The sequence below is a fragment of the Gordonia abscondita genome, assembly GCF_032711245.1.
GTDB lineage: Bacteria > Actinomycetota > Actinomycetes > Mycobacteriales > Mycobacteriaceae > Gordonia.
Window position 1 is genome coordinate 143,135 of record NZ_CP128986.1, and the last position, 16,961, is coordinate 160,095.

The following is a 16,961-nucleotide window of genomic DNA, read 5'->3' on the forward strand; positions in this document are numbered from 1 at the left end:
GGGCGTGGACGCAATCGCACGACTGCTAGCGGGTACGCATCCGAGTCCGCAGACGCTGCTCGGCGCACACGACGGCATCGTCCGCGCGCTGCTGCCCGGCGCGCGGGGCGGCCATGTCGTCACACCGGACGGAACCCGCGAGCCACTGCGCCACGTCGCCGGCGCACTGTTCGCGACGGATCACTGCGCTACTCAGGTCACCGATGCCGGAGTCCCCGACCACCGATTCTCGATCGACTACGACGATGTCACCGTGGACGTCGACGATCCGTACCTGTTCGGTCCACGGTCGAGTTCTGACGATCGGGTCGCGATCGGCACCGGTGCCGACGGAGTCGTCGACGTGCTCGGTGCGTTCCCGAGTCGTCGAACCACCGCGTCGGGTCGACAGCTGTCCGGCGTCGACTTCGCTGTGTGGGCTCCCAACGCTCGAGGCGTCACCGTCTTCGGCGACTTCGACTCGTGGGGGGCGCAACAGTATCCGATGTCACGTCGCGACGGCGTGTGGGAACTGTTCGTACCGGGCGCATCCGTCGGTGACCGGTACAAGTATCGCGTAGTCGGAGCCGACGGGCTGGTCCGCGACAAGGCCGATCCCCTCGCCCATCGGGCGCAGTGCCCACCGGAGACGGCGTCGATCGTCGATGCGCCGTCGCAGTACGCGTGGTCGGACGCGGAGTGGGTCCGCGATCGAGCACGAGCCGATCCGGCCCGCCGGCCGTTGAGCGTCTACGAGGCGCACCTCGGGTCGTGGCGACCGGGTCTGGACTACCGGCGTGCAGCACACCTCCTCGCCGACCATGTGACCGACCTGAACTTCACCCACCTGCAACTGCTGCCGCTCACCGAGCACCCGTACGGACCGTCGTGGGGATATCAGGTGGGCTCGTTCTTCGCGCCGACCGCCCGTTTCGGCGAGCCCGACGACCTGCGGTACCTCGTCGATCACTGCCACCGGCGCGGGCTCGGCGTTATCCTCGACTGGGTACCCGCACACTTCCCGAAAGATCCGTTCGCGCTAGGCGAATTCGACGGCACCCCGCTGTACGAGCATGCCGACCCGCTGCGACGCGAGCAGCCCGACTGGGGCACGTACGCGTTCAACCTGGGGCGCGACGAGGTGCGCAGCTTCCTGCTTGCCAGTGCCCGCTACTGGTGCGAGCAGTTCCATGTCGACGGGTTGCGCGTGGATGCCGTCGCGGCGATGCTCTATCGCGACTATTCGCGAGGCCCGGGCCAATGGCGGCCCGCACCCGACGGCAGTCACCGAAATGAGGAGGCCGTCGATTTCTTGCGCGACCTCACCGACATGATCCGCGTCGAGCATCCGGGTGTGCTGATGATCGCCGAAGAGTCGACGGCGTGGCCGGGCGTCACCGCACCGACGTCCGACGGCGGTCTCGGCTTCGACTTCAAATGGGATCTCGGCTGGATGCACCGCACGCTCGACTACGTCGGGACCGAGCCCGCCGACCGAGGCGCACAGAACCCCGCACTGCTCGCCTCGTTGACTGGCGCCGTCCGCGAACGCTACGTCCTGCCGTTGAGCCATGACGAGATGGTGCACGGCAAAGGCACACTCACCACCCGGATGCCGGGTGACGCCCGAGCGCGGGCCGACCACGTCCGCGCGCTCCTCGCCTACCAGTGGGCGCACCCCGGGAAAAATCTGCTCTTCATGGGCCAGGAGTTCGGTCAAGTCGGCGAATGGTCCGATCATCTCGGCGTCGACTGGGGCGCGCTGCACGGCGACGACGGGCCCGCCCACCGCGGGATCGCGCGTCTCGTCGGCGATCTCGGGCGGCTCATGCGCACCAGGCCCGCTCTGTATCGGGGCGATGCCGACGCCGCCGGTTTGGACATCCTCGACACTGGCGACACCGAGCACGCGGTGGTCGCGTTCGTCCGCCGTGACCCCGACGGAGACGACCTCGTCGCCTGCCTGTTCAACTTCTCCGACGACGACCTCGTCGACTACCGGATGGGGCTGCCGTCCGCGGGCCGATGGCGCGAAGTCCTCAACACCGCCGCCCTCGACTACCGCGGACAGGGCGTCGGCAATCTCGGCGCCGTCCACGCGGACCCGCATCCCAGTCACGGCCGCCCGTTCAGCGCCGCCGTGACTCTGCCGGCGCGCGCCTCGGTCTGGCTCGCCCCCGACTAGCAGCCGGGCGAGTCGCTCGTACGATTCAGTCCCGCACCCACGATTGAGTGCAGGGCAGTTCAGTACAGCGCAGACTATTCAGTACTGCGCGGACGATTCAGTACAGGGCGGACGATTCAGTACAGCGCAGACTATTCAGTACAGGGCGGCGGCGAGTTTTCGGCGAGCCGAGACGACGAAGGGCTCCGCGGGATCGAAGAGTTCGAAGAGTTCCAACAGGCGAGTGCGTGCGCGGACCTTGTCGTCGCCGTCTGCGGTGCGCACCAGTTCGATGATCCGATCGAACGCCTGCTCGGGGCGTTGACCGAGCAGCAGAACGTCGGCGGCCGCGAACTGTGCATCGACGTCGCCGGGCTGCGCGGTCTCCAAGATCGTCGGATCGTGCTGCTGCGCACGGATCATGAACTTCACGTTCCGCGCCACCGATGCGGCTTCAGTGTTGGCGGGTTCCAGCGCGACGATCGCCTCGTAGGCGGCGAGCGCCCCATCGAGATCGCCGGTGTTCAGCAGTTCCTCGGCGGCCACCATGCGCGGATCGTCTTCCGGCTCGGGTTCGTCAACGCCCGAGTCGGGAGCGGGGATGCCCATCTTCGACGTGACCTCGTCGAGCCATGCGCCGACCTGCTCGAGCGGCTGCCTGCCGTCGAACGCCGACACCGGCTGCCCACCTGCCAGAGCGATCACGATCGGCACCGACTGCGCGCCGAACGCCTGAGCGATCCGCGGAGCGACGTCGACATCGACGCGTGCCAGAGTCCACGCACCCGCAGCACGTGCCGCGAGCGGTTCCAGGAGCTGAGCCAGTTGGACGCTCGGTTCGCTCCAACCCGCCCATAGGAGGGTGATGACGAGTTGGCTGTCCGACCGTGCGACGACATCAGTTTCGAAAGTCGCCTCGGTGACGTCGATGATCGACGCCCCCTCGGGGATCGGACCGGCGGCCTGTTGCTCGGCCGCCGGCTGCGGGGCGGGCGCCGGCTGCGAGGCGGGCGCTGCGGCCCGCGCCCGCTGAGCCTCGGCACGTTCTTTCAAGACGGACAGATCGACGGCACCCGACATGGCGCTAGCCTGCTGCACAGCCGCTGCGGCGGCCTGCCTGCGGTTCATAGGACTGCTCACACTGACAGTTTGTCACGGTCCACTTCATCGCCGCCAGGTGCGCTCGCATCGTGCGACAGCTCGCCGAGATGGCCATTGCGGCGCGCCCACACCTCGAACCAGACCGTGAAGAACGGCGGAATCGACGCGAGACCGGCGAGAAGCAGGGTCTTGATGTTCCACTTCAGTGCGATCGCCGCCCACACGGTGACGATCAGGTAGATGACGAACGCGACGCCGTGTGCCATTCCGGGATATCGCACCGCGGAATCGATACCGCCGCCGTACTTGAACGCCATGCCGATGAGCAGTGCGGCCCAGGTGATGGCTTCAACGACCGCGAAGAAGCGGAAGCATTTCGCCGGTGTGGTGAGAGTAAAGAAGTCTTTCACGGCGATCACGCTTTCGGGACGCGCACGATGAGTGCGTCCCCCTGGCCGCCTGCACCGCACAGTGCGGCAGCACCGACGCCACCGCCTCGGCGGGCGAGTTCCAGCGCCAGGTGCAATGTGATGCGAGCGCCGGACATGCCGATCGGGTGGCCGAGCGAGATCGCACCACCGTTGACGTTGACGATCTCCGGGTCGACGCCGAGGGATTTGGTCGATGCGAGACCCACGACGGCGAACGCCTCGTTGAGCTCCAGCAGGTCGAGATCGGCGGGCGTGATGCCCTCCTTCTCGCACGCCTTGAAGATGGCGTTGGCCGGCTGCTCCTGCAGCGACGAGTCCGGACCCGCGACGACGCCGTGCGCGCCGATCTCGGCGAGCCAGGTCAGTCCGAGCTTCTCGGCCTTCGCCTTGCTCATGACGACGACGGCACACGCACCGTCGGAGATCTGCGAGGCGTTGCCCGCGGTGACCGTTCCACCTTTGGCGAACGCGGGACGCAGCTTGCTCAACGACTCGACGGTCGTATCGGCGCGGACCCCTTCGTCGCTGCTGAAGGTGATGGGATCACCCTTGCGCTGCGGGATCTCGACCGGAACGATCTCGTTGTCGAACACGCCGTTCGCCGCGGCGGCAGCGGCCAGCCGGTGGCTGCGCGCGGCGAACTCGTCCTGCTCTTCCCGAGTGAAGCCGTCGGTGGCGTTGCGCTCCTCAGTGAGGCCGCCCATCGGCTGGTCGGTGAAGACGTCGTGCAGACCGTCGTACGCGGTGTGGTCGACGAGCTCGGTGTTGCCGTATTTGAAGCCACCGCGACTCCCCGGGAGCAGATGTGGCGCCTGGGTCATCGATTCCTGACCGCCCGCGACGACGCACTCGAACTCTCCGGCGCGGATGAGTTGGTCGGCGAGGGCGATGGCGTCGATGCCCGACAGGCACATCTTGTTGATCGACAATGCAGGAACGTCCCAGCCGATGCCCGCCTTGACCGCCGTCTGGCGTGCAGGCATCTGCCCGGCGCCCGCGGTGAGGACTTGCCCCATGATCACGTAGTCGACCTCGGTGGGGTCGACGTTGCCGCGCTCGAGTGCGCCCTTGACGGCGACGGCCCCAAGGTCGACACCGGAGTGCCCCTTCAGCGTTCCCATGAGGCGTCCCAGCGGCGTGCGAGCACCCGAGACGATGACGGTGGTGTTGTCGGACATTCAGCCAACTCCTAGTCGAAAACAGTGCATAGTCCCCTTCAAGCTACCGTTAGGGGATGAGCAACTCTGCATCCGAGCATGTGAACAGCAACACCTCTGACGACGGCGCATTGGCCTCGGTCGGCGACCTCATCGTCGGCATCGACCACGTCGGCATCGCCGTCGCCGATCTCGATGCGTCGGCCGCGTGGTATCGAGACAACTTCGGCTTCGAGAATCTTCACGAGGAGATCAATGACGAGCAGGGCGTCCGCGAGGCGATGGTCGGCCCGCGCGGCGGCACCGGTGCACTGATCCAGCTTCTCGCGCCGTTGAACGAGGAGTCGACGATCGCGAAGTTCATCGACCGCAACGGCCCGGGCCTTCAGCAGATGGCGGTGCGGGTCACTGACCTCGACGCGGTCATGACGCGTCTGACCTCTGCAGGCGTGCGTCTGCTCTACCCGGCGGCCAAGCGTGGCACCGCCGACTCGCGGATCAACTTCGTGCATCCGAAGGACGCGGGCGGTGTCCTCCTCGAACTCGTCGAACCCGCAGCCGACACCCACTAGCCTCGCCTTTTACCAAACTGCGATAAGACACGGGGCGGCGGGTCCGGTAGTACCGGAGTGCGTCGCCCTACACTGGAGACATGTCAACTCCTGGCCAGCGTCAGAGCCCGTTCCCGATCGTCATGCGCGGCTACGACCGCGACCACGTCACCGACCATATCCGACGGCTCGACGCCGAGCTTCAGATGATGGCCGCCGATCGCGACTCCGCGCACGCGAGCGCCGACGACCTGCATGAACGACTCGAACAGACTCGCAGCCAGGTCCACAGCCTTCAACGTGAGGTCGACACCCTGTCGGTGCCGCCGACGACCGTCGCCGGGATGAGCGACCGCGTATCGCGGATGCTTCAACTCGCCACCGACGAGGCCGCCGAGCTGCGGGCGAACGCCCGTGACGAGTCTGCTGAGACGTTGAGCGTCGCGCGCCAGAACGCCCAGCAAGAGCGAGACGATGCCGCGGCCGCCGCAGAGCGCACGAAGGAACTCGCGCAAGAGCACGCCGACTCGCTCATCACCGACGCCGAACGGCGCGCCGCCGACATCGACGCCGAGGCCGACCGAATCCGGCGAGAGGCCGGAGCGGCTCTCGACGACGCGCAGCGTCGCGCTCAGGAGATCATCGACGCCGCGGAGGCGGAGGGGGCTCGACTCCGGGGCGCCGCGCATTCGGTCGCGATGAACCGGCTCGCCCGCTCGCGCGAATTGGCAGGTGCCGCACACGACGCGCACGGTCAGATCCTCGACCATCTGGGAGCCTTGCGCCAGCACCTCTCCGACCTGCCGGATGCACTCGCGTTGTCCGGTGATGAGCGGGATCTGGTGGCGATCGACGAATCGGAGGATCTGGATCTACTGAACCGGACGTTGTCGGGCCGCGATCGCTTCACCTCAGGTGACCAGCCGTACGCCGACACTCCGGCCACCCAGTCGACCGATGTACTCGACGCGGTCGACGACGAATACTCAATCGACGACTACGACAAGGATCGCTACGGTCCGTCGCGCCTCGACGAGAACAGCTCCGGCGCGAGCGGGCACGCTAGCGGCGGGCACAGCACAGCCAGCGCCTGAGTCGCACTCAGAACAGTCTGAACTCTGTGCTCTCCGTACCGCGGAGTTGGTCGTAATCGAGCGTCACACACCGGATTCCACGATCGGTTGCCAAGGTCCGCGCTTGCGGCTTGATCACCTGCGCCGCGAAGACGCCCGCCACGGGTGCGAGGGTCGCATCGCGGTTGAGCAGGTCCAGGTATCGAGTCAGCTGCTCGACACCGTCGATCTCGCCGCGCCGCTTGATCTCGACGGCCACCGTGCCGCCGTCCGCGTCGCGGCACAGGATGTCGACCGGACCGATGGCCGTCATGTACTCGCGGCGAATTAACGTGTACCCCTCGCCGAGAGTCGTGACGTGTTCGGCGAGCAACTCCTGCAGATGCGCTTCGACGCCGTCCTTCACGAGCCCTGGATCTAACCCCAGTTCGTGCGACGAGTCGTGTTCTATCGAGGCGACGGTGATCCGGAGCTGCTCGCCCGCCTTGTTGGTCACCACCCACACCGCCTGCGCCTCGCTCCCCTCGGGTGCGACCTCTTCAGACAGCCAGCACGGCGGGCTCATCCAATTGAGCGGCTTGAACGCACGATCGTCCGCATGAATGCTCACTGAACCGTCGGACTTCACGAGAATCAGACGCTTCGCCATCGGCAGGTGCGCGGTCAGACGGCCAACGTAGTCGACTTGGCATTCGGCAATCACGAGTCTCACAGTCGCCGAGTGTAGGCGATGCCTATGACATCAGGGACGTGCGGGGACCACCGCGCACAACAACCCGTCCAACTGCGCGGCCAGGTCGGCCCCCGCATCTTCTTCGCCCAACGCCGACCGGCGAACGGCCCGCTCGAATGGTCCGTCGAACGACGCGTAGACGCCTGCGGAGTCGAGTAGCGGAACACTTCCGAGGAGTTCGCCGTATCGCGATACGACCCGCCAGATCATTGTTTCGAGTGCGGCGTCGATCTCCCGGACCCCGGCAACGAGCGACGGCTCGAACATTGCCTGCAAGCGCAGGTCGTACCAGAGTTTGTGGGTAGGCAGGTCGTCGGTCATCGTCTCGACGAGACGCCGCACGAATCGCCCCCGGAGGGCCTCCGCGTCGTCGACGTCGTCGAGCACGTCGTCGTACGACGCGACACATTCGCTCTTGTAGAGCGCGACACAGTGCGCGATCAGATCCAGCTTGTCGGAGAAGTAGTAATGCAGTACGCCGTGGCTGTACTCCGAGTTGGCGGCGATCTCACGCAGACTCGTCCCGGCGTATCCGAGCTCGGACAGGGTCTTAAACGCTGCGCGCGCGAGCTCGTCGCGCTTTGCGGCGAGCTTCTCCGTCCGTCGTCCGACACCGCGTTCAGCAGGAGACGACGGCTTTATCAGTGCTTCGGCGGTCATGGTCCTCCTCCTACGCTGAACGGCTTCCCTGAGCATAACCCGCTGCGACAAGCGGAAACGATACCACCCGATCCACTTACTGGACATTCGTACAATGTTTTCCTTGACGATCGTCCAACTTTGAGTAATGTGACTCCAGCCACTGGTAGATGCAAACAAGGGAGAACTCATGAACGCATTCGATCTGAGCGGACGACGGGCACTCGTGACCGGCGGTGCCCAAGGACTCGGCGAGGGCATGGCGCGCGCGCTCGCCGCGGCCGGGGCGACAGTCGTCATCGCAGACGTCAAGACCGACGCGGCCGAAGCAGTAGCGACATCGCTCGGCAGCGGACACGGCGTCGTCACCCTCGACGTCACCGACGACGACAATTGGGCGTCCGCGATCGACTCCGCGACGCAGCAGCTCGGCGGCCTCGACCTCGTCGTCAACAACGCCGGTGTCGAGATCAGCAGTCTGATGACCGAGTTGGCTGCGGACGACGTCCGACGCCAACTCGATGTCAACGTCCTCGGCACCGCGCTCGGCATCAAACACGCACTACGGACGATGCGACCAGGCGGCGCGGCCGGCCAAGGCGGCGTCGTCATCAACGTCGCATCGGTCGCTGCGACCATCGCGTTCCCCGGGATCGCGATCTATTCGGCGACCAAGTCGGCGATCGATCGGATGACCAGGGTCGCTGCGATGGAAGCCGGAAAACTCAACTACGGCGTCCGCGTCAACTGCATCTATCCCGGCCTGGTCCCCACCGAGATGGGTGCGGGCCTCGCCTCCGATATGGCCGAACTCGGCCTGTTCGGATCGACGGAGGAAGCCGTCGAGGCCGTAGTGGGGCTCACCCCGAGCGGCAGGCTCGGCGAAGTCACCGATATGGCGGACGCCGTCGTCTTCCTCGCATCTGATGCCGCGCGCTTCGTCAACGGCGCCGGGTTGCCCGTCGACGGCGGGATGGGCATGTGACGCCGACGATCACAACTACTCGCAGCACATCTATTCGCACCACGAACCACAATCAACCAGAGGAGAACTCATGAGCACCAAACCAGTCGTCGTATATGGAGCATCCGGCTACACCGGACGGCTCGTCTGCGAATTCTTGCGCCAGTACAACGTTCCGTTCACCGCCGCGGGCCGCAGCACTGCCACACTGACTGACTCGATGAGCGCCCATGTCCCCGGCATCGAGACGGCGGACTACGACGTCGTCGAGACCGAGCACACTGTCGAAGCACTCACCGATCTGTTTCGCGGCAGCTCAGTGGTCCTCAATACTGTCGGCCCGTTCATGAAGCTCGGCGATCCTGTGGTCGAAGCGGCACTAGCTGCCGGCGCGCACTACTCCGACACCAGCGGCGAGCAGGACTGGATCATCCACCTCGATGACGCCTTCCATGAGAAGTTCGCGGCAGCCGGCCTGCTTCTGGCTCCCGGAATCGCTCAGATGTATACGACCGGAGAGATCGCCGCACAGATCGCATTGGAGACTCCGGGCCTCGACACCTTGGACATCGCAGTGTTCTGGGGCGGCAGCCCGACGATCGCGTCAACGCGCACGATCCTCGTCAACGCCGCAGGCGGGGACGCATTTCACCTGGAAGAGAACGAGTACGTGCCGTTCGATCCGGCCCAGGGCCTCGTGCCGCTCATCGTCCCCGGGCAGCACGAACTCGCCCAGTCGCTGCCATGGGGCGGCACATCGCATCCGGTCTGGTTTAAACGTGATCCGCGCGTGGCCACCTGTAAGGCACAGGGTGGGGTGTTCAACGCGGCGCTCATGAACAATGTCCCGCTGATCGTTGCCGACGCGCTCGAGGCGACGAAGGACATGACGCCCGATGAGCGCGACGACGCGCTCGACGCGGTCGCCGCGCAGGTGATGAACTCGATGCCGCCCCGTGAGAACCCGCGTCTGAACAAGTCGCTCGACTCCGTGCACGCCTCGGGGCCGCTCGGTCGCGCGCATGTGGTCATTCACGGCAACAACAACTATCAGCAGACCGGTCTCCTGCAGGCATATGCGGCGTACCACCTCCTCCAGCAGCCGCCGAAGCGCGTCGGATTGGCCTCCGGATGTCAGGCGTTCGGCCATCGCGAACTCGAAGGCGTACTTCGCACGTTCGGCTTCATCTCGGCGCCGATCGTGACGGTATCGCAGTGACAGCGATGATCGTTCCAGGGCTGCCTGAGGCTCGAGCTGCGAATGCTCCCGATGCGCCCGCCGTTTCGGATGTACGACTCTCGTTGACCAATCGGGAGTTCGCCGAGCTCGTCAGGGGTGCCAGTGGGCATCTCGCGGACGCGGGCGTCGTACGCGGTGACGTGGTGGGTCTACTCCTGTCCAATCGCGTCGAGCTCGTCGTAGCGCTGTTCGCCGCGTGGCGGCTCGGTGCCACGGTGACACCGGTGAACCCGGCGTTGGCAGCACCGGAGATCGACTTTCAGACGAGCGACGCCGGGGTCCGCGTGCTCGTCATCGAGCCCGATGCCGAGGTTCCGGTGCGACGCCCAGCCATCCGCTGCGACCGGTTGCTGGATGCGCGGTCTGGGACCGTGCCAGAGACTGTGGCCGTAGACGGTTCGGAGATCGCCCTCTTGATCTATACGGCGGGAACGACCGGCAAGCCGAAGGGGGTGATGACGACCCACGCCAACATCGACGCGATGACGGAGACCTTCGTCGAGCACTTCAGTTTCACTGAAGCCGATCACAGTCTCTTAGTCCTTCCACTGTTCCACGCTAACGGCGTCGTCTTGGGGACGCTGAGTCCTCTCCGCGCCGGTGGACAGGCGAGCATCGTCGGACGGTTCAAACGGGATGCGTTCTTCCCCGCTGTCGAATCATTACGTCCGACGTACTTCTCCGCGGTGCCCGCCATCTACGCGATGTTGACCGCACTTCCGGCCGATGTTCAGCCGGATACCTCGTCGCTGCGGTTCGGGATCTGCGGGGCGGCGCCGATGCCCGCCGACTTAATCGGTCGGTTCGAGAAACGCTTCGGTGTACCCGTCATCGAGGGGTACGGGCTGTCGGAGACGACGACCGCCTCAGCGATCAATCCGCTCGACGGACTCCGCAAGCCCGGAACCGTCGGTCCTCCCCTTTCGGGTCAGCGGATCCGGATCGTCGACGCCGACCTCCACGAAGTGCCGAGAGGCCAGTCCGGCGAAGTTCTGATCGCCGGCGACGTGGTGATGGCCGGCTATCTCAACAGGCCGGAGGCCACCGCGGATACGATCGTCGACGGGTGGCTCCGTACCGGAGACGTCGGGAGGATCGACAACGACGGCTATCTGCAATTGGTAGACCGGGTGAAAGACATGATCATCCGCGGTGGGGAGAACATCTATCCGAAGGAGATCGAAGCGGTCATCTATTCTGACGCCGACGTCTTCGAGGCGGCCGTCATCGGCCGACCACACGATGTCCTTGGTGAGGTCCCCATCGCGTATCTGTCGTTTCGAGATGGTGCGACGACGACGGTCGACGACCTCGCCGCACTGCTAGGCGCACAACTCGCGTCGATGAAGGTGCCGGTCGACATCATCGTCGTCGACGACGTGCCGAAGAACCCCGTCGGAAAGATCGACAAGCCCACGTTGAGAACTATGGACGCCGCCGAAACTCGTGCTGTGTAGGTGGTGGATATAGGAGTAGAGCCCCCAACACGAATGTGTTGGGGGCTCTACTCGAATTCTAGTTCGGCGGTGTCCTACTCTCCCACACTGATTAAAGTGCAGTACCATCGGCGCTGGAGGGCTTAGCTTCCGGGTTCGGAATGGGGCCGGGCGTTTCCCCTCCGCTATAGCCACCGAAACAATATGAGGTTATCGCGTGTGCGGCCTCAGAAGTAGATAGTGGATGCGAGACACACTTAAACAAAAAGAATGTGTGTGAGTGTTGTTAGTAAGTCCTCGGCCTATTAGTACCAGTCACCTGAACATATTACTATGCTTACAGTTCTGGCCTATCAACCCCATAGTCTGTAGGGGGCCTTACCCCACCCAAAGGGCAGGTGAGAAACCTCATCTTGGAACAGGCTTCCCGCTTAGATGCTTTCAGCGGTTATCCCTTCCGAACGTAGCTAACCAGCAGTGCTCTTGGTAGAACAACTGGCACACCAGAGGTTCGTCCGTCCCGGTCCTCTCGTACTAGGGACAGGTTTCCTCAAGTTTCTAATCGCGCGCGGCGGATAGAGACCGAACTGTCTCACGACGTTCTAAACCCAGCTCGCGTGCCGCTTTAATGGGCGAACAGCCCAACCCTTGGGACCTACTCCAGCCCCAGGATGCGACGAGCCGACATCGAGGTGCCAAACCATCCCGTCGATATGGACTCTTGGGGAAGATCAGCCTGTTATCCCCGGGGTACCTTTTATCCGTTGAGCGACACCGCTTCCACTTGCCGGTGCCGGATCACTAGTCCCGACTTTCGTCCCTGCTCGACATGTACGTCTCACAGTCAAGCTCCCTTGTGCACTTACACTCAACACCTGATTGCCATCCAGGCTGAGGGAACCTTTGGGCGCCTCCGTTACATTTTAGGAGGCAACCGCCCCAGTTAAACTACCCACCAGGCACTGTCCCTGAACCCGATCAGGGTCCGAGGTTAGAAGCCCAATACGATCAGAGTGGTATTTCAACAACGACTCCACCAACACTAGCGTGCCAGCTTCACAGTCTCCCACCTATCCTACACAAACCGTACCGAACACCAATACCAAGCTATAGTGAAGGTCCCGGGGTCTTTTCGTCCTGCCGCGCGAAACGAGCATCTTTACTCGTACTGCAATTTCGCCGAGTCTGTGGTTGAGACAGCAGAGAAGTCGTTACGCCATTCGTGCAGGTCGGAACTTACCCGACAAGGAATTTCGCTACCTTAGGATGGTTATAGTTACCACCGCCGTTTACTGGGGCTTAAATTCTCAGCTTCACCACCAAAGTGGTTAACCGGTCCTCTTAACCTTCCAGCACCGGGCAGGCGTCAGTCCGTATACATCGTCTTACGACTTCGCACGGACCTGTGTTTTTAGTAAACAGTCGCTTCTCTCTGGTCTCTGCGACCACAACCAGCTCCCACCGTAAAGATGATCACCAGCCATGGTCCCCCTTCTCCCGAAGTTACGGGGGCAATTTGCCGAGTTCCTTAACCACAGTTATCTCGATCGCCTTAGTATTCTCTACCTGACCACCTGTGTCGGTTTGGGGTACGGGCCATGCACCAACTCACTAGAGGCTTTTCTCGGCAGCATAGGATCACTGAATTCGCCACAACGGCTACGCATCACCTCTCAGGACATATGTGGCACGGATTTACCTACACCACTCCCTACAGGCTTACACCAGTACAACCACTGACTGGCCCAGCTACCTTCCTGCGTCACCCCATCGCTTGACTACTACACCCAAGGTCCCACGCAGCCACACACACAACAATCCGAAGAAAGTCACACATGCTTTTGGGCGGTTAGTACAGATGATTCACCATTTGTCGCGGATGCACGGGTACGGGAATATCAACCCGTTGTCCATCGACTACGCCTGTCGGCCTCGCCTTAGGTCCCGACTCACCCTGGGCGGATTAACCTGGCCCAGGAACCCTTGGTCATTCGGCGGACAAGTTTCTCACTTGTCTTTCGCTACTCATGCCTGCATTCTCACTCCCACACCCTCCACCACTAGATCACTCTGCGGCTTCCACGGATGCAGGACGCTCCCCTACCCACCCACACCACTAGACACACCCCCAAAAGGGTGGCCGATGTAATGTGTGAGTGCCGCGGCTTCGGCGGTGTACTTGAGCCCCGCTACATTGTCGGCGCAGGATCACTTGACCAGTGAGCTATTACGCACTCTTTCAAGGGTGGCTGCTTCTAAGCCAACCTCCTGGTTGTCTTCGCGACCCCACATCCTTTTCCACTTAGTACACGCTTAGGGGCCTTAGCCGGCGATCTGGGCTGTTTCCCTCTCGACTACGAAGCTTATCCCCCGCAGTCTCACTGCCACGCTCTCACTTACCGGCATTCGGAGTTTGGCTGACGTCAGTAACCTTTTAGGGCCCATCGGCCATCCAGTAGCTCTACCTCCAGTAAGAAACACGTGACGCTGCACCTAAATGCATTTCGGGGAGAACCAGCTATCACGGAGTTTGATTGGCCTTTCACCCCTACCCACAACTCATCCCCTCCATTTTCAACTGAAGTGGGTTCGCGCCTCCACGACGTCTTACCGTCGCTTCACACTGGCCATGGGTAGATCACTCCGCTTCGGGTCTAGACCCAGCGACTCATAAACGCCCTATTCAGACTCGCTTTCGCTACGGCTACCCCACACGGGTTAACCTCGCCACTGAGCACTAACTCGCAGGCTCATTCTTCAAAAGGCACGCCATCACCCCACCCAACAAAGGGAAGGCTCTGACGGATTGTAAGCGTCCGGTTTCAGGTACTATTTCACTCCCCTCCCGGGGTACTTTTCACCTTTCCCTCACGGTACTAGTCCGCTATCGGTCACCAGAGAGTATTTAGGCTTACCGGGTGGTCCCGGCAGATTCACAGCAGATTCCACGAGCCCGCTGCTACTTGGGACACATCGACACCAGACCAATCGCTTACAGTTACGGGACTCTCACCCACTACGGCAGACCATTCCAGGCCACTTCACCTAACGAAAGATTTTCTTACTGGCGCTCCGCACGGCAGCACGAAGAACGACACTCCCACAACCCCACACGCACAACCCCTGCCGAGTATCACATACGCATGGTTTAGCCTCATCCGCTTTCGCTCGCCACTACTCACGGAATCACAATTGTTTTCTCTTCCTGTGGGTACTGAGATGTTTCACTTCCCCACGTTCCCTCCAACCCGGCTATACATTCACCGGGCGGTAACACGACATAACTCGTGCTGGGTTTCCCCATTCGGACACCCTCGGATCACAGCTCGTTTGACAACTCCCCGAGGACTATCGCGGCCTACCACGTCCTTCATCGGCTCCTGGTACCAAGGCATCCACCGAACGCCCTAAAACACTTACAACAACACCCACAAACACACCACAACACCAACCAACACCCCACCACCCACAAAAGCGGAAAGACACCAGCCACGCTGTGACACGAATGTGGACAACACAAACAAATCTTTGAAATTGCAATACACATCTAAAAATTTAAGATGCTCGCATCCACTATCCACTTCTCAAACAACACACACCCACCCAACCCCACACACCCACACAGGCGCGGAAATCCAGCGAGCATCACAAGACAACACCTGCCGAAACGACATGTGTTCCCTCAGAACCCCGATAGTGTGCAATATCCGACCATCCAGTCACCCAAACGATCCCACCACCAGCACACCAGCATACAACCAGTGCACCAGCCCCACGAACACAACGTCCGCGCAGTGGCTTCTTGTGTTTCACCCGTGAACAAACACCCACCCACACTACATTCGAGCATGGCATAGGAATTGTTGTCTGCTCCTTAGAAAGGAGGTGATCCAGCCGCACCTTCCGGTACGGCTACCTTGTTACGACTTCGTCCCAATCGCCGATCCCACCTTCGACAGCTCCCTCCCACAAGGGGTTAGGCCACCGGCTTCGGGTGTTACCGACTTTCATGACGTGACGGGCGGTGTGTACAAGGCCCGGGAACGTATTCACCGCAGCGTTGCTGATCTGCGATTACTAGCGACTCCGACTTCATGGGGTCGAGTTGCAGACCCCAATCCGAACTGAGACGCGCTTTAAGGGATTCGCTCCACCTCACGGTCTCGCAGCCCTCTGTACGCGCCATTGTAGCATGTGTGAAGCCCTGGACATAAGGGGCATGATGACTTGACGTCATCCCCACCTTCCTCCGAGTTGACCCCGGCAGTCTCCTGCAAGTCCCCACCATTACGTGCTGGCAATACAGGACAAGGGTTGCGCTCGTTGCGGGACTTAACCCAACATCTCACGACACGAGCTGACGACAGCCATGCACCACCTGTACACCAGCCACAAGGGAATATGTATCTCTACATACGTCTGGTGTATGTCAAACCCAGGTAAGGTTCTTCGCGTTGCATCGAATTAATCCACATGCTCCGCCGCTTGTGCGGGCCCCCGTCAATTCCTTTGAGTTTTAGCCTTGCGGCCGTACTCCCCAGGCGGGGTACTTAATGCGTTAGCTACGGCACGGAACTCGTGAAATGAGCCCCACACCTAGTACCCACCGTTTACGGCGTGGACTACCAGGGTATCTAATCCTGTTCGCTCCCCACGCTTTCGCTCCTCAGCGTCAGTTACTACCCAGAGACCCGCCTTCGCCACCGGTGTTCCTCCTGATATCTGCGCATTTCACCGCTACACCAGGAATTCCAGTCTCCCCTGTAGTACTCAAGTCTGCCCGTATCGCCTGCACGCCTGCAGTTAAGCTGCAGAATTTCACAGACGACGCGACAAACCGCCTACGAGCTCTTTACGCCCAGTAATTCCGGACAACGCTCGCACCCTACGTATTACCGCGGCTGCTGGCACGTAGTTGGCCGGTGCTTCTTCTCCAGGTACCGTCACTTGCGCTTCGTCCCTAGCGAAAGAGGTTTACAACCCGAAGGCCGTCATCCCTCACGCGGCGTCGCTGCATCAGGCTTGCGCCCATTGTGCAATATTCCCCACTGCTGCCTCCCGTAGGAGTCTGGGCCGTGTCTCAGTCCCAGTGTGGCCGATCACCCTCTCAGGTCGGCTACCCGTCGTCGCCTTGGTAGGCCATTACCCCACCAACAAGCTGATAGGCCGCGGGCCCATCCCACACCGCAAAAGCTTTCCACCCCACGCCATGCAGCGCAGAGTCATATCCGGTATTAGACCCAGTTTCCCAGGCTTATCCCAGAGTGCAGGGCAGATCACCCACGTGTTACTCACCCGTTCGCCACTCGAGTACCCAGCAAGCTGGGCCTTTCCGTTCGACTTGCATGTGTTAAGCACGCCGCCAGCGTTCGTCCTGAGCCAGGATCAAACTCTCCAACAAAAAACATCAAAACAACCAACCCCACAAGGATCAGCAATTTCAACACAAAGCCAGAAAGCAAAACCTGACCAATCCAAAAAACTGACAAAAAC

11 protein-coding genes and 3 rRNA genes are annotated in these 16,961 nt (G+C 62.1%); 6 read left to right on the top strand and 8 right to left on the bottom strand.

Annotated features, from left to right (window positions below):
* Positions 1 to 4: 4 nt before the first annotated feature.
* Positions 5 to 2,164: a 1,4-alpha-glucan branching protein GlgB gene (glgB, locus tag MP11Mi_RS00680; RefSeq protein ID WP_420040415.1), complete on the top strand. Its 2,160-nt coding sequence runs from the start codon at positions 5 to 7 to the stop codon at positions 2,162 to 2,164.
* A 135-nt stretch (positions 2,165 to 2,299) separates the two neighbouring features.
* Here the strand turns inward: glgB and MP11Mi_RS00685 are convergent, their stop codons facing one another.
* From MP11Mi_RS00685 to MP11Mi_RS00695, 3 genes are read right to left on the bottom strand one after another with little or no spacing between them, the layout of a single operon-like run.
* The gene (locus MP11Mi_RS00685) at positions 2,300 to 3,223 is read right to left on the bottom strand and encodes a tetratricopeptide repeat protein (RefSeq protein WP_420042161.1); all 924 of its coding nucleotides are present in this window, start codon (positions 3,221 to 3,223) and stop codon (positions 2,300 to 2,302) included.
* Between the two features lie 56 nt (positions 3,224 to 3,279).
* On the bottom strand, positions 3,280 to 3,654 hold the full coding sequence (locus MP11Mi_RS00690; RefSeq protein WP_420040416.1) for a DUF3817 domain-containing protein: 375 nt from the start codon (positions 3,652 to 3,654) through the stop codon (positions 3,280 to 3,282).
* Between the two features lie 5 nt (positions 3,655 to 3,659).
* On the bottom strand, positions 3,660 to 4,853 hold the full coding sequence (locus tag MP11Mi_RS00695) for an acetyl-CoA C-acetyltransferase (protein ID WP_420040417.1): 1,194 nt from the start codon (positions 4,851 to 4,853) through the stop codon (positions 3,660 to 3,662).
* 56 nt (positions 4,854 to 4,909) lie between these two features.
* Between MP11Mi_RS00695 and mce the strand changes: the two genes are divergently transcribed.
* Both mce and MP11Mi_RS00705 read left to right on the top strand, forming a co-directional pair.
* The gene (gene mce / locus MP11Mi_RS00700) at positions 4,910 to 5,404 is read left to right on the top strand and encodes a methylmalonyl-CoA epimerase (protein ID WP_420040418.1); all 495 of its coding nucleotides are present in this window, start codon (positions 4,910 to 4,912) and stop codon (positions 5,402 to 5,404) included.
* An 80-nt stretch (positions 5,405 to 5,484) separates the two neighbouring features.
* The gene (locus MP11Mi_RS00705) at positions 5,485 to 6,477 is read left to right on the top strand and encodes a hypothetical protein (protein ID WP_420040419.1); all 993 of its coding nucleotides are present in this window, start codon (positions 5,485 to 5,487) and stop codon (positions 6,475 to 6,477) included.
* Positions 6,478 to 6,484: 7 nt separating this feature from the next.
* Here the strand turns inward: MP11Mi_RS00705 and nucS are convergent, their stop codons facing one another.
* Together nucS and MP11Mi_RS00715 are read right to left on the bottom strand one after the other, a co-directional pair.
* Positions 6,485 to 7,168 carry an endonuclease NucS gene (gene nucS, locus MP11Mi_RS00710; RefSeq protein ID WP_420040420.1) on the bottom strand — a complete coding sequence of 228 codons (684 nt, stop codon included), beginning with the start codon at positions 7,166 to 7,168 and terminating at the stop codon, positions 6,485 to 6,487.
* A gap of 30 nt (positions 7,169 to 7,198) precedes the next feature.
* Complete coding sequence (locus MP11Mi_RS00715) at positions 7,199 to 7,849, bottom strand: TetR/AcrR family transcriptional regulator (RefSeq protein ID WP_420040421.1); 651 nt, start codon at positions 7,847 to 7,849, stop codon at positions 7,199 to 7,201.
* A 169-nt stretch (positions 7,850 to 8,018) separates the two neighbouring features.
* Between MP11Mi_RS00715 and MP11Mi_RS00720 the strand changes: the two genes are divergently transcribed.
* From MP11Mi_RS00720 to MP11Mi_RS00730, 3 genes are all read left to right on the top strand, one after another.
* Positions 8,019 to 8,813, top strand: coding sequence for an SDR family NAD(P)-dependent oxidoreductase (locus tag MP11Mi_RS00720; RefSeq protein ID WP_420040422.1), 795 nt, complete (start codon positions 8,019 to 8,021; stop codon positions 8,811 to 8,813).
* 70 nt (positions 8,814 to 8,883) lie between these two features.
* Positions 8,884 to 10,011 carry a DUF5938 domain-containing protein gene (locus MP11Mi_RS00725; protein ID WP_420040423.1) on the top strand — a complete coding sequence of 376 codons (1,128 nt, stop codon included), beginning with the start codon at positions 8,884 to 8,886 and terminating at the stop codon, positions 10,009 to 10,011.
* 5 nt (positions 10,012 to 10,016) lie between these two features.
* Positions 10,017 to 11,489 (top strand): class I adenylate-forming enzyme family protein, encoded by a 1,473-nt coding sequence (locus MP11Mi_RS00730; protein WP_420042162.1) that lies wholly within the window; start codon positions 10,017 to 10,019, stop codon positions 11,487 to 11,489.
* A gap of 61 nt (positions 11,490 to 11,550) precedes the next feature.
* Here the strand turns inward: MP11Mi_RS00730 and rrf are convergent.
* From rrf to MP11Mi_RS00745, 3 genes are all read right to left on the bottom strand, one after another.
* Positions 11,551 to 11,667: ribosomal RNA gene (gene rrf, locus MP11Mi_RS00735) — 5S ribosomal RNA — on the bottom strand.
* 86 nt (positions 11,668 to 11,753) lie between these two features.
* A 23S ribosomal RNA gene (locus MP11Mi_RS00740) occupies positions 11,754 to 14,890 on the bottom strand.
* A 456-nt stretch (positions 14,891 to 15,346) separates the two neighbouring features.
* Positions 15,347 to 16,869 (bottom strand): 16S ribosomal RNA (locus MP11Mi_RS00745).
* The 16S, 23S and 5S rRNA genes sit together here, the layout of an rRNA operon.
* Between the last annotated feature and the right edge of the window lie 92 nt (positions 16,870 to 16,961).

Coding starts and splice junctions, on each gene's coding strand:
- MP11Mi_RS00685 (WP_420042161.1), bottom strand. CDS start 3,223: ATGTCGGGTGCCGTCGATCTGTCCGTCTTGAAAGAACGTGCCGAGGCT.
- MP11Mi_RS00695 (WP_420040417.1), bottom strand. CDS start 4,853: ATGTCCGACAACACCACCGTCATCGTCTCGGGTGCTCGCACGCCGCTG.
- mce (WP_420040418.1), top strand. CDS start 4,910: ATGAGCAACTCTGCATCCGAGCATGTGAACAGCAACACCTCTGACGAC.
- MP11Mi_RS00705 (WP_420040419.1), top strand. CDS start 5,485: ATGTCAACTCCTGGCCAGCGTCAGAGCCCGTTCCCGATCGTCATGCGC.
- MP11Mi_RS00715 (WP_420040421.1), bottom strand. CDS start 7,849: ATGACCGCCGAAGCACTGATAAAGCCGTCGTCTCCTGCTGAACGCGGT.
- MP11Mi_RS00720 (WP_420040422.1), top strand. CDS start 8,019: ATGAACGCATTCGATCTGAGCGGACGACGGGCACTCGTGACCGGCGGT.
- MP11Mi_RS00725 (WP_420040423.1), top strand. CDS start 8,884: ATGAGCACCAAACCAGTCGTCGTATATGGAGCATCCGGCTACACCGGA.
- MP11Mi_RS00730 (WP_420042162.1), top strand. CDS start 10,017: ATGATCGTTCCAGGGCTGCCTGAGGCTCGAGCTGCGAATGCTCCCGAT.